This window comes from Mucilaginibacter sp. SG538B, assembly GCF_013376065.1.
Lineage (GTDB): Bacteria > Bacteroidota > Bacteroidia > Sphingobacteriales > Sphingobacteriaceae > Mucilaginibacter > Mucilaginibacter rubeus.
In genome coordinates this window covers 122,900-136,883 of the sequence record NZ_JABMJI010000006.1, presented here as the reverse complement: position 1 = coordinate 136,883, position 13,984 = coordinate 122,900, and the positions used below count along the sequence as shown (strand labels likewise).

Annotated in this window: 9 protein-coding genes and 1 tRNA gene; 5 read left to right on the top strand and 5 right to left on the bottom strand. The window is 42.3% G+C overall.

The window, feature by feature from the left end:
- The first annotated feature begins 5 nt into the window (after window positions 1-5).
- The 5 genes from FHW88_RS26285 (at window position 6) to FHW88_RS26265 (ending at window position 3,181) form a co-directional block, all read left to right on the top strand.
- Window positions 6-503 (top strand): hypothetical protein, encoded by a 498-nt coding sequence (locus FHW88_RS26285; protein WP_090534872.1) that lies wholly within the window; start codon window positions 6-8, stop codon window positions 501-503.
- A 308-nt stretch (window positions 504-811) separates the two neighbouring features.
- The gene (locus FHW88_RS26280) at window positions 812-1,261 is read left to right on the top strand and encodes a hypothetical protein (RefSeq protein WP_090534871.1); all 450 of its coding nucleotides are present in this window, start codon (window positions 812-814) and stop codon (window positions 1,259-1,261) included.
- Between the two features lie 59 nt (window positions 1,262-1,320).
- A complete protein-coding gene (locus FHW88_RS26275; RefSeq protein WP_090534869.1) occupies window positions 1,321-1,710 on the top strand; it encodes a hypothetical protein in 390 nt (129 codons plus the stop codon).
- 259 nt (window positions 1,711-1,969) lie between these two features.
- Window positions 1,970-2,584, top strand: coding sequence for a hypothetical protein (locus FHW88_RS26270; RefSeq protein WP_090534867.1), 615 nt, complete (start codon window positions 1,970-1,972; stop codon window positions 2,582-2,584).
- 72 nt (window positions 2,585-2,656) lie between these two features.
- Window positions 2,657-3,181, top strand: a complete 525-nt coding sequence (locus tag FHW88_RS26265; protein WP_090534866.1) for a hypothetical protein — start codon at window positions 2,657-2,659, stop codon at window positions 3,179-3,181.
- 902 nt (window positions 3,182-4,083) lie between these two features.
- Here the strand turns inward: FHW88_RS26265 and FHW88_RS26260 are convergent.
- From FHW88_RS26260 to FHW88_RS26240, 5 genes are all read right to left on the bottom strand, one after another.
- Window positions 4,084-4,557 (bottom strand): hypothetical protein, encoded by a 474-nt coding sequence (locus FHW88_RS26260; protein WP_090534864.1) that lies wholly within the window; start codon window positions 4,555-4,557, stop codon window positions 4,084-4,086.
- Entirely contained in the window at window positions 4,554-8,099 is a 3,546-nt protein-coding gene (locus tag FHW88_RS26255; protein ID WP_090534863.1) for a DUF6443 domain-containing protein, read from the bottom strand. The genes FHW88_RS26260 and FHW88_RS26255 overlap by 4 nt, the downstream gene beginning before the upstream one ends.
- Window positions 8,100-8,129: 30 nt before the next feature.
- Window positions 8,130-8,948 (bottom strand): hypothetical protein, encoded by an 819-nt coding sequence (locus tag FHW88_RS26250; RefSeq protein WP_176628584.1) that lies wholly within the window; start codon window positions 8,946-8,948, stop codon window positions 8,130-8,132.
- A gap of 18 nt (window positions 8,949-8,966) precedes the next feature.
- Entirely contained in the window at window positions 8,967-12,656 is a 3,690-nt protein-coding gene (locus tag FHW88_RS26245; protein ID WP_090527715.1) for a hypothetical protein, read from the bottom strand.
- A gap of 1,140 nt (window positions 12,657-13,796) precedes the next feature.
- A tRNA-Arg gene (locus FHW88_RS26240) sits at window positions 13,797-13,870 on the bottom strand.
- Between the last annotated feature and the right edge of the window lie 114 nt (window positions 13,871-13,984).

The window sequence follows — 13,984 nt, the reverse complement described above, 5'->3', positions numbered from 1 at the left end:
TCATTATGAAACCCAAGCAAAATGATCCGCCATTACTAACTTATAATAAGTCAGTTAAAGAAGCATATTTCAAAATCCTTAAAGGAGCCAAACAGCTACTCTCATCAACATTCAGGCACGAGCTTCGCTGTGCCTTGTGCCGCTCCAATAAGCCTGGAACAATGGTTAACACTATTGATGAACTTGTCAATCCAATAATTTACTTATCGCTTGAGTGCAACGATGGCGAACGTTATTCTATCCACTTTGGGTTTGAGCAGTTTAAAGAGGAATGCGAATACTCTCTAATTACTGCGAAGTTCGTTAGGCTACTTTATAAGCTTACAGCTATCGAGCATACTACAGTCAACATTGAGGATTGCATTAACACGGAGTATGTTATTACAGATTGCTCCGCATTATACGAGGCAGTTGAGGATAGCAATCATAAAAAGCATAAGCTGATTGTCATACCTTACAAACCAACCGTTAAACAAAGAAAACTCATGAAAGCCGTGGCATAGTGTCACGGCTGTTTATTAACTTCGCATAAAAACAGGAGGAAACCGCAAACATACCATTACATAGACATATCATTAAATAGAAAATATAAGCGTTAAGCTTTGTTTGTTTTGCATTCGGGAAACCTAGGAAATTTCACAAAACAGCAAAAACAAATGAGTTGGACGTCCACGCGCAAGCGTAGGGCGAAGACTTGTTTGTTGCTGTAAGGGCTCTCCTAGGTGCCTCCGATGCGCAGACTAAGTTCAGTCCTGCGCTTTCGTGTTTATAAACCTACCGATTAAGGGCTGTTCGGTACCTTAAAATTATCATGAAACCTATAATTATCGCTTTATTTATTGTTTCACTAACTTATGCCAAATCTTTTGGGCAACGCTCTCTAAGAGTTCGTATAAATGAGAAGGAATATAATATTGATGAGCAAAACCTAAATACTCTGTTTAACAACTCTTTTAGCCAGCTAATATCGCAGAAAATCACCACAGAAAACGACTTTTCACTTTGGGCTTCAACCTATTCGGATTGGAAAGATTATGCGTTAAAAGGCGTCTTTAACTTTCGTGTATTAGGTAACAGGCTGGAAGGAGTTAGCTTTGATGGGGAAATGCCTTTATTTTACCTTGGGTGGAGAGAAAACCATAAACAGGCAAAAGGCAACCCAAACCGCAGAGATAACATCTCTCGCAGGTGCAGCTTCATGAATTATTATCTCCACAAAGAGATAGTTTATTATTGTACCAATATCGTATTGGCAAACTGATTATAAAATCATTTTTTAAAACCTACCGAAGAAACTTCTCGGTGCCTTAACTAATCACAATGTATAAGCTTTTATTAATTCTACTTATCTCTACAACCCCAATTTTGTGCTTAGGGCAAACCCAATACGTCCTGACTAAAGTCTCTTATCAGAAAGTAAAGCCTGATGGCTCCTTAGAGAAAGCTCCTTTTAAAGATTTACCTAAAGGGGTTCGCGCCTTGTTATTTAGTAATGCTTTAACAATCTCAGGACTCGACGTAATAGGAGAGTCTTATAAGTTTGTAAGAAAGATTAATCAACAGGAAAAGGATGGCGTACATGTGAAATGGATTGCCTTAGATCGGAATGAAAATGCCTTTCAAATCATGATATTAGATTTTGGCAACTATTCAAGAATCGGAATACTAAACCAAAAGACGAGGAATTTCACTCTATACGAAACCCTGTAAAAAGCGATTTATCCGTAAAACATTCCTGACCTATCGAATAACCAAAAGATAAATATAACTATGAAACAAACGATTACCATGACCCTTGCAGCCACATGCCTAATTTTCGCTTTACGTTCAAAGAATAGCAACACTGGCGGACGACTTCAAACTTAAAACAAGGTAACGATCAATGGCACCTTTTTATAAGGTAAAATTAATTGCTAAATAAAACCCAACTAGAGCCTATCACTTATTAGGCTCTTTTAATAAATTGACTATGACGAAGCAGGAACAAAATAAAATCAACTGGCTCGCATCCGCGATGAGTTTGCCGATAGTTTATCGTGATGAAGTTTGCTACTATGCCAAGCAGCTAAATCTAATGGGTGCAATTGCAGGCAATGATCATCTTTTATTAGAAGAGGATTTTAAAACAAAGTACACAACTCAATATACAGATCTCGAAATTGAATTACTTACAGGCCTTTTTCAACAGTTTGATAACAATCAACAAGACTTCGTTGCCATTCCCCGAATAAGCAATGATGAGCGCGTTCGCATTCAAATGGAGTTTATGGCTACTCACCAAGATCTATCTGATTTTAATGTACTCGTTGACTATATTACGTCGCAAGATGATAACACAGCATTCATTCTACTTCATTTATTTTGCAACGAGTCACATCTGGAGTATTTGCTCGATGATTGGCAAGTACATATGAACAGGGCAATGCTCATTAAAATAAATGATTTCCTGAAACTATGGGAGATAGATTTAAGTACTGTCGAAGTTTGGGATATTGACTTTTCAAGACGTGCGATAGTTGATTTGCCCAATCAAACTCCAATTGCTCAAACATCGGGAAAGAAGCCTTTTTGGAAGATTTGGTAATTAAAGCTCATTTATCTGATAACCCATTGATTCACCGCATTTCTTTGAATATCTTCGCTCTAAATCTTTTCTATGCCGATCATCAAAGAAGCACACCATTTCGTACTCGATTCAAGCTTTAAAGCAAAACGAGTGGATAAATTGACCAACGAATCGATTGCATCGCCAACGATTATTTTAACAACTGGTAATCAATCTAACCACGGAACATTTGGGCCAGTATTCAGGGTGCCATACTCCGATGTGTATTTTACCTTTCCCAACCAAAAAGTTCATAATCGTAGCATAGTTAACGGTTGGTCTTTGACAGTTGCTGTGACTTACCCGAAATACGACAATGAAAAAGATTCGATATCTTATACTCATAACCCGATCACGTTTCTTATCACCGACCCATTTCACCGTAAGAAAGAGTTTCATTGCAAAGCAGATATAGACGAGGTAGTTAATATTTTGGCCACCTTTGTTAAATACAGTAGCAAAAGCTCTCTTGATGTTGCTGCATATGAGACGCGAATACAAGAATTAGAAAGTGAAAACGAAAAGCTTAAGGCGGTTATCTCCGACATTCAAAGCAAAATTGCGCCACTGTTTTAATTTGGAGCCATTTTTGAACTTTTTAAGTCTAATTTAAATAAGCCATCACTTGCCTTTCCCGCTTTTGGTTGCTTAGACCGAGAAAGGCAAGCTCTGCTTATGCCTGTCCCTCGCATAGCCCACCACACCAGGAAGATCGGTGTTCTTCACTTCTAAGCGCCGCAAAATATCACGCCAAGCTTCGTTACGCTCGATAAGCTTTCAGCACATCTCGCTAAACCGCATCTTTTTGCCAGTGCAACTAACTCCGCACATTATTTATTTATAAGGTATACTTTGTATATGGTTGTTTTAAAAATGTGCGGAAGTAAGACCAACGCACAGATGCGGCTTGTCACGCTATTTGAGGGCGCAAAGTCGTTCATCACATGAGCTCTCCCTGTCTTCATCAACCTTTCACCTATGCTGCGCTTTCACTTGGTCTATCGACCAGGTGAAGCTTGCAACGCTCAAGATTAACTCAGCCAGTCGCTCATCATTTTAGGCTCGCCTGCGCCATCGCAAAAGGCTTCGGTACTGTCACAGCATTTGAAATATCCAACGCTTTGCCCTTATAGTCAAATGCAGCGCCAGTAGCCTTGTGAAGCATGCTGTGAAGTCGCTGCTATGCAGCTTTCCCTTCACAGACCTTTTGCTCAACTCGCAGCGGCTCGAAGATCAGCTACAAAGCATCAATAGCCGATAATACATTTACGAAAATCCCGGATGCTGATTTCATCCAGCATTTCCTATACCTCGCAAGCAGGATGCTTGCTTTGTTTTTGGTCGAAGTTACGCTTTCGCTAAACTTCGACCAGTGAGGTGCAACAGCCACGAAAACGCTTGCGGCAGCAGGGGGGGCGGAGAAAATAACAGCAAAGCCCGGACTTGGCCGGGCTTTCTTATGTCTATCATTGTCTTGGTTAGTTTTGCTTATCGGTAAACATTATACCATCACCTTCTTTAAGTAAGTCAAACTTCCAATAAACAATCTTCTTGTACTTGTCACTATCTCCCTCGGTAGAAACCCCTATCAAATTGTCAAAAGGTGCTTCATCAACACCAAAAATCCACTTTACATCTTGAGTTGATTGGACTACGCGGCGATCTACATTATGAAAAACCCCTTTATAACCTTTATAGGTAATAATTACAGTGATTGTCTTTACTTTCTTATTAAGTTGAGGAGGTATTATATAATTACTCTTAACAATCCCATACTTAATAAAACCCTTTTCATCACTGAACGCTATGGTTAATCCGGATAAACCAGCATCTTTTTCATCTATAAAGAACTTCGAGGGAACAGAACTGTTCCTGTTTTTGATCTGACCGCTAATCTTGCAACTAATCAGTAGAAACAACAGCACTGTAATTGATATTATACGCTTTTTCATTTACCTAATTGTCTAAATTTGTCTAAAGGGAACGTTGCAACAACAGTAGCTGTGCCGCTGGCACCATTAGGCTTATAAATGTATATTGTGTTATTTCCTGCTCCTAATACGTAACTCGAACCATTTATACCAAACCTTTCACTTCTATAACCTGCATTATTTAAATCTGCAGATGATGGAGGCTGCACAAAAGATGTCTTACCGTCTCCTTTGGGATGAACATGGTAAGTACCTTCTATCTTAATCCCTACTCTGTCTTCCGTACTGCCCGTTGTATTTAAAGGATTCACACCTAAACCTTTTCCTCCCGGTTGATATACCATCCCTGGTTTAGAATCAAGTGCAACATCCTTTGTTCCTACCTTTCCATAAACCCCTCCTTCTTCATGCATACCACCTTTCGTGTCCTTTGCCTCTGTACTAGCGCTATTAGACCTATCAACAGCCGCTACCATTCTATCTCTGACAACCTCGCTTGGTAATTGTATCGCGGAAGAAACTTCAATAACTTGGGTCGTTCCTCCTGCTGAATTAGTAGTAGAGATTTTATTTATTTCATTTTGATTAGATACCACATAGTATTTCTTATCATCGATACCGTTGGTTCCAATTTTGTTACCTTGTTGATCTAGAAAATCTCCAGGTACCATCCCATCAGGATCAAGGAAACGCATTGGATTATTGAATCCATAATTGTATGGAGAATGCCTTCTCATTTTCTCCGTCAATGGATCCACGCTTCCCCATCTCCCAATGACCGGATCATAGAACCGCGCGCCATAATCATATTGCCCCAATTCTTCCTGCAGTTCTTTCTTATTATAAAGGTACTCATTCTTCGGACTTGCAGTAGTACCTCTTGATATTTCCATACCAAACGGGTAATAATCATCCTGCTGCCTGATTGCTGTCGCCGAGTTCTGATCAAAGCTTAACCGATTGTTGCCCAAATGATCTGTCAGGGTATACTCATAGATATAGTTGCCTCCGCTGTTGATCGCCCGGCCTTCTTCGGTTTGGATAAAAATGATGTTACCGTTTTCGTATTGAATGCCCTCAATATAATCGGTTATGGTCGCCCCGTTGTTTTTACGGAGTTTTTTACCTGCCGCATCGTAGGTATAGCTCAGGTTAAAACCTGTTGCGGTTACACTCTGCGGCAGGTTCAGCAGGTTATACGCAATGGTCTTCTGGTTACGGGCATCAAATTTGACATTCCCATTCGGGTCGTATTGATATGTACCCGTGGTCAGCCCGCTTACCGATTGCAATTGGTTGCCCGTATAATTATAAGTATAGGCTGAGTTTTGGCGAGTCAGGTGCTGGATATTCCCTGCCAAATCATAATCAATGCCCTGTTCATTATAGTTCTCATTAGATATACCTGCTGTCAGCCTGTTCAGCGCGTCATAGGTATAATTATAACTTTTGCTTGCGCCGCCCTGGATCTGCCAGGTTTGGTTACTGATATTGCCATTAAACGGAGCGGTATTACCATTATTATAGGTTAATTGCATGGCAAACAAGGGTGAAGTACTGCTCTTTAACCATCCACGTTCATTATAGGCATACGCGATATTCTGCATAAACGGTGCTGCTCCTGTTGCTCCGTGCAGGTGTTTGGTTTGAACCTGGCCAATCTCGTTGTAATCTGTCTGGCTCAACAATATGTTCGCACCACTGTTGATCTGCTCCTTGGTTTGCACCTTGCGGCCCATATGGTCATAAGCGTAGGTGTTTAGTATCGTTACCGATTTAACCTTATCCGTATTGTTCGCGTTTTTGACATAATGTTCACGCTTACTGGTCGTCAGTTCGCTGGTAATGTTATTATATGTATTGGTGATCTGGTCATAATTATACTGGCTTACCGTGCCGCCTAAATAGTGCTGTTTAAACAGCTGTGTTTCCCTGCCCTTATCGTCATAGTAATGTACTGTCCACAAATAATCTGAGGGGTTGTTCAGCACCGCTGTCTTACTGGCTGTTATTAATCCTGTGGTCATAGTGCTGTTCCCCGATACGGTAAAATTGGTTGGGTAACCCGGGTAACCTGCCAGAGTGTTATAACTATCATAATAGTTTACCGTCAACGCTACTGCCCCCGGACCGGTCGGAAATGAAGTGTTGGTATAACCATGAGTACCGGCAGCACTGGGAATTTCCCATTCCGTAACTCCTGACGATGCGTTCTTTAGTGTTGTAGTTATATAATCCTGAAGGCCCTGCCTGGTTTCGGTATGTCCACCTTCTGTACCGGTCATAATTACCCTGCCTAAAGCGTCATATTTGATAAAGCTCCAGTCCTGAGGCGATTTGATCCGTTGATTGCCATCCTGGGTAAAGATCACCTGGTCTAAAAGGTTATATACCATATATTCCCAATCTTTACCCGGCAGCCTCTTTTGAACCATCCTGTTCCGCTCATCATACTGGTACTGGTAGCATAAATTATCCAGTGTGGCTTGATTGGCGGCACTGGTGATACCCGCGTCGGCATTGCTGTTCGGAGGCAATACAAAAGCCAGGTTTCCCAGATCATCGTACACATAATAGGTTGATAATACCTGTACGGTTGTGCCCACCTGATTAAATGTCCGTTTCAGTATCACATGCCCCTCTTTGTCTTTATACTCTTCTGTAGTGCCGGGCTTCCCGCTTACCCAGTTCTCATCTTTGCTTATTGTTACGTACAGCTGACCGGCAGCATAGTTGGCACCGTTTGCGTGGTTGAGCGTCCGGCTTTGATCACTGTTGATCGCTGCTGTGTACAAAACTGCCAGGTAACTGTTGTTTACATCACTTAGCGCGGTGATATTATTGGTGGTATAATCTATCTTATTGGTATGCCCGGCAGTGCTGCCCGCTACCGGCTGCCATACGGCACCGGGAGCTCCCTGTTCCAGCACCCGGTTCAGTGGCGAGGGTTCAAAATTGGTCATAGAAAAAGGGCTTGCAACCGCCGAAACGCCCGAGCCTGATGGCGGGGAGGTATAAAATGTATTCTGGTCGCTGATTGCTGCGCTTTTATAGCTCCCGTCTGCTGCTCCCTGTGCCGCGTAAGGCAGGTACGTTTGTGCTTCCCGCCCGAACTGGTCATATACAAATGGCTGGACCACATCTTTACCCGCTGTCGACCCTTTTACCTGTACCGTTTGCAGCGGCCTGCCCAACCCGTCAAAGTATTGCACTGTTTGCATCAGGTCACAGGCCGTTTTACCGCTCGTGCTAAACGAGCTCATTGCCGTACGCGGCGTACTGGTAATAATATAGTTCTGGTTTTGGCTAAAACTGTTTGTTAGCTGCTGGCAGTCGGGATTGGCGATATACAGGTTCAGGCTGCTACCAGTTGCTGCCGTAAAACTGAAGTTTGGGTTCAGCGTGATCCCCGTATAGTTATAATATGAGCCCGCTGCCGGTGCTGCTGTTAATGTTGCCGGAGGCGACAGGTAGATTTGTGCCGCCAAACGCATACTGCCTGTAAACAGCGATATAAGTAAGGAAACCGTAAAACGGTTTCTGTGACGAGCATTTCTTTTCATGCTTCAAATATTTAGCTGTGATAGGTTCGGTTATTTTTTTGCTTTCCCTGAAGCAGGCTTGAGTTGTTGCTTTAACGCGTTGATCTGTTCCTGGAGCGAAGCCAAAAGCTTGTCTTTTTTCTTGTCCTTCTGCTCGTTCTCTATCGCGTACAAGGTCAGTTCTTCCACTTTCTTCATCAGTAACTTGTTCATCTCGCTGACATTAAGCCCTTTTTTGGTCATTTCCTGTTCTGAAGGGATTTCCGGTAAATGCTGGTTTTGATCGATATATGCTTCGACCTCCGATAACGGTGCCAAGCGATAATCTTTTTTGAACACATAATCACTCCAGCCATTCAGGTCGATCAGCACGGATTTAGAATGTATGGTGCCATTAACATCCAGTTTGTTTTGCGGGTCCGTTTTGCCAATACCTATATTTCCAGAGGCATCTATGGTAAGCCTACGGATGTTGCCTGTTACCAGGCTAAAAGAAGGGAGATTGGCATATCCATTACTGCTTTCCAATAGCATCCCACCCATTTTGTCAGATTCACCTGTGGTGCTTTCGCTTGATAATTTGAAAACAAGGCCGATCTGCCGCTGAACAGCATCTACGTTTACGCCTGGATGGTTCAGAACTACCAGATCAGCAAAGGTTGCCGGTCCGGTCCCTGTTACTACATTGAATTTGGACGTAACAGATGGAAATAAAGCCGCTGAAGCATTGACTACTGTTGGGGTTGTCGCCCCGATAACCACACTGCCCGCATTATTGGTATATATATTGGTGCCGCTGGTTGTCCATTGCGCAAAAAGATAGTTCGAGATAAAAACGAACAGAATGGTGATTAAGGTTAATTTTTTCATGTGATTGGTTCTAATTTGTTATTGTCCCTGGTAATGGTAATCTGTATGTTTAACGATGTTGCCGTCTTTATCCCTGATGTTTTGCAAACGTCCGAGGCCGTCATATTCGTAGTACGAGGCATTGTTCTTCGGATCTATCGAACTGGTCACGCCGATCAGCGGCGTATAAGTATAGGTGGTCATCTGAGCGCCCTTCGGATATAACCTGAGTTCATCAATATTACCTGTACCTGATACGGCAACTGTCGTCTGCCCGGTAACCTGGTGCTCGTAATAGGTCCACCCGTTAATAGTCCCTCCTTTCAGCGGGTAACCGGCTACGGTACCGGCTATGGCTAACGCCGATCCATTGCGGGTCCAGTATGATATTACATAGGTATTAGCTGCGGTCAAGTTGCCTTTGGTGATACCGCCATTAGAAAGGTTATAGGATTTATAGCCTGAAAATGCTGCGGTAACGCTATCTCGCTGGGTTGACGCTACTGCCCAGTGGCCTGTTCCCTCCGTCTCGAAAGAGGTATAAGCGACCGACAACGTGTCCGCGTTCTTCACCTGGGCGACTGGTGACATCTGGCGGTAGTCCCAGATAATGCTTATCGGTAACTGACCTGTTGCCGTATATTGCGCAATATTGTTCTTATCATCATACGCATCGAAGTTAATCAGCTGGCGGTACCGGCTGTCCTGGTTAATGGTATTCCCGCTTACCGACATCGGTACAAAATCCGTTACCGGCTTGATCACATCAAGCTTATACATCTTGTCTGACACTACCGTTCCCGATGAAAGCTGACGGAACCTGCTTACAGATGCCCCCGCTACGTACCCAGTGGATGATCCTTTATAATACAGGCTGTCCCGCTTTTCTATTGTCGTAGCGACCATGTTTCGCCGGATCAGCGTATCGAGTACAGTGTTTCCTGTCACTCCTCCCCCTGTAATGTAATCCTGAGGGTAAGTGGTTCTTGATACATGGCGATCTCCTTTTTCATCAGTCATGCTGCTCCGGGTCAACTGGTAATGCAAAGGATTATCGTAAAAACTTTTGTTGCTCACCGTTACAAATTTCGTAGTGTCATTCTGATCATACGTAATTTCCCTGACAGAATCCTGTAACACCCGTTCCGATTTCAATAATGGGTAAAACAATGCGATCATTTCAACAGGAACCCCGGCGTTACCGTTGCAATCCCCGATGCCTGTTCCCCCAGAACCTATTGGCCAGGCCAGGAAGTATTTGGGGTTAAAATATACGTTGCGGTTTGCCGTATGATAATAATTATAGGTTTCATGAACTTTATAATAATTGCCGCCTGTATTCCTGTATTCTTTTTTTGATAACAGCGAACCGTTTAAATGGTTGCCTATGTTTAACGTTCCAGGCCTCCGGAAACCATTATAATTAATGACGGAATCGGGAGAATTGAAGAAATTGTAAACGCTTTTCCCGATATCAGCATTGGTTACGGGATCAATAGTTCTTTCGTTGACCTGGGAGTACCCTACGATATTGCCCTGTATCACACTGGTTAAACCGGTATTGCTGGTACCCAAAATGACCACACTGGGGCAAACACCCTGATTGATCGTATTAGCAACAAACTCCTTGTGGATATAGGATGGGAATGACATCAGCCTCCCATAGGTATATTGATCAGATCCGGAAGTGTACCCATAATCCCAAATACGTTTTTTTGTTATCGTTACGTTATCCGAATAATCAGTTATGGAGTTGATCCTGATCCCCCCTGCGATCTCCTTGTGGATACCATTGCTCTGATGTACGCGCAGTTTATAGCCCTGATAGGTTACCTGTACATGAATAAGCGAGAAGTCAGTTGTGGGAATACTGGGATCTACGTATGAATTCCAGGTATAAATGGTGCTTGATTGCGTAGGCGCATGAAGGGTTACACTGGTACTGCACGCCGGTCCACCACAACTCAGGTTACTACTGGACAGGTCGACAACGCTCCCGTTCACCGAAAAGTACAGTTTTCCGTAAGTTGCCCTGTCAGCCGGAGGCCAGCCGGAATTGATTTTCGAAACAAAGGCCACATTGACTGTTGCATCTGTACCGGCTACGATGTGGCTAAGGTCAAAAGTCCCGTTTTTTGCGCCATACGTGCTGATCACAAAAACTGTATCAATAGTCACCTGGTCAAGCTGTGGGTATTCGGTAACACCAATGATAGACTTATCATAATCATATTCATTGGCCGAATATTCGAATACGGTTTTGCCTCCTGTAGGATAAACGACCTGTTGCAGCGAAAATAGCTGCATATACTGAGATGAGGGAGAGCGGTCGGCCCCTGTGAAATTTACCTGCAAGCCTGCCGACCCACTTGCCTCATAAGAAGTGCTCGTGGTTGGGATCAGCGTGGTATTTCCTGTGGCTCCATTAAAAAAGCCCCAGTGGTCAACACCATAATTATGTTTTCCGGCCAGGGAACTTCCGTCTTCATTATAGATAAAACGGTATGGTTTGACCGATAAACTGCCGTTTACCTCCTTGACACTATCCAGCCGGAGCCTTGACATCTCTGGTTTATTTGCAGCGTTCGCGTTAAAATAGGAATAATACAAGTCGTTTTCCTTGATCATTTTCAATCCAGCTTTGCTTTTTGAATAAACTTTAATGTCATTTAACTTGCTACCGCCAGAAAGGTCCGGGCGAATGTTGTCGAAATCAAAAACAATCCTTCCGTTAGTAAAATCAATACTTTGCAATACCGAATTGGTATAAGTTGTGGCGGTGACCGGCGCCGGGTAAAGCCCCTGGTTGCCGCAACCAAAACTATAGCTCAACATTGGTTGCTCTGCTACGGTTACTGCGCCGTTTGATGCATAATTAAAGGTAATTACATCATTTTCCTGCGTAATTATTTTACTAAGGTGCCAGGTACTTAACTGGTCGGGACTTGAGCTTGACCCGCCATATTCCTTATCATTAAAAAAATAACGGACACCCTTCTCATCTGTAACGATAAATGTATTGGCGGCAGTTAGTTGGATCCTGATATTATCCTGCTTTTCCAGAACCACGGTTTTATCCGGCCGTATGATAAACTTGCCGCTCATCCCCAAGAAATTAAAGCTATAACTATCCGGCTCCATATCTGAAGGGCTTGTTCCGGAGGTCGCAGTCGAAAAAACATGCGAATAATCCATAACAGTTCCGTTGGTCAAATAGACCAGATAACTGCAATTAAAATCAAAAATGTATTTATTGATATTCAGCATCGGCATTTCCGGGTGTTTGGGATCGCCGTTGCCATTGGCCGGTTGATTGTCAGCCAAATCACCTGGAATCAATGGAAGTTCGGCGGATCCGAAGTACCCGCTGTAAAAATCGTCTTTATCCCGGACGGTGCGGGAGATCATTCCTCCGGCATTCAGAGCCCATCCAAGACCTGTCCAGCCTGACTCTTCGTTAAGCCGGATACCTCCGGTATGATAGTTTAAACTGATCGGCATACTAAGGCCTTTAGCCTGTATCGTATAAACCGGTACGGAAACATCTGCAGTTCCGGTATATGGACTCACCGGTACATCTGCAAATTTCATCAAGACTGCCGCGTTTGGCGAAGGCGGCAGTACATTAGGCACATATGGCGGCGGACTTGTTTGCGCAAATAAATTTATAGTAATGAATAGCGCACAACATAGCAGCGCTAATACTTTGATTGGTTGCCGTGATAACATTAGGTGTAAAAATTTAGGTAAGGGAAAAGTTGATAGGTTTTTTACTTGAGCGTTTTGAAGGTTAAACTATGATGGGCGGCGGTATTTTTGTTGACATGCGATAAGGATTTTAGTGCTTGGTTTACATTAACAAAACTAACAGATTTTTTTACAGTTGCAACTTTTTTTGAATACCTCTTTCTGCCGTCATACTAAAACCACATCAAGATCGATATCTTAAAGATTTTTCTCCAGTAGTGAAACTTGTCAATCGAAAGCAGATACCAGCCGTTTTTATGGAGGTTATGATTGCCGAAGCAATATATGAATTGACTATAGTAAAGTAATGTATAGAAATAATAGCTCTCAATACTATTCTTAAAAGGTCACTGATTTCAATTGACTGCAAAGTTCATTTAACAGTCGTTTGTAAAACTATCGGATTCAGTGACCTTTTAAGTCGAGTGGTGGAAATGCCACCCCAAACAATCAAACCAAACACAACATTGAGCGTCTACAACCTCATTCTACTTTTCTAATTTATTTATCAATTTCACTTTATAAGGGTAATTACAAGGCCATCGAAATTATTAGAAAGGCAGTTACAAGGCTTACCTTTTAAATGAAACTGGTTGAATAGCGAACTTTAACGCTATACTCAATTCTAACTTTTCTTATTTTTATTGAAATGTTACTTTTATAAGGGTAATTACAAGATTCTATAAAAAATTAGAAATGGAAAGGAGAGCAAGAAATGAATTATTAGGCAAAGTTACGCTTATAGCTGCTGAAGCGTGGCAAGGAACTACGGCATAAACACAAGCCAACGCGCAGCCTCTCATTTATTCCGTTCCTCCTTGCACTTGATTGCTATAAGCGTGCATGGGCATCATAATTCATTCACTCATTAATCTTCGTAACTATGCAATCACAAAGTATCATTAAGCTGTTCACAGCTAAAATTGAATTGAAAATGCGCCAAAAATGCGCCAAATACACCTTCAAAACTTTAAATTACAACACAGAAAGAGTAAATTAACAAATCACCAAACTATTCAATTAATTAACCAACAAGTTTCAAAAACAGCGTTTAGAGTATCAATAGCCCGTTTTAGCCAATAAAAAAGCCCCTTAGATAAATCTAAGAGGCTGTAGAAGATGTGATCCCATTTGGATTCGAACCAAAGACCTACAGATTAGAAATCTGTTGCTCTATCCAGCTGAGCTATAGGACCATCGCACCTAAACTACAAATATAAGCATGGTTTCGAACCCATGGTATACTGTATATTTTTTTGCGGTGCAAATATGCAAAATTATGCTGAAAATAACAATCAATTTGGTAATTG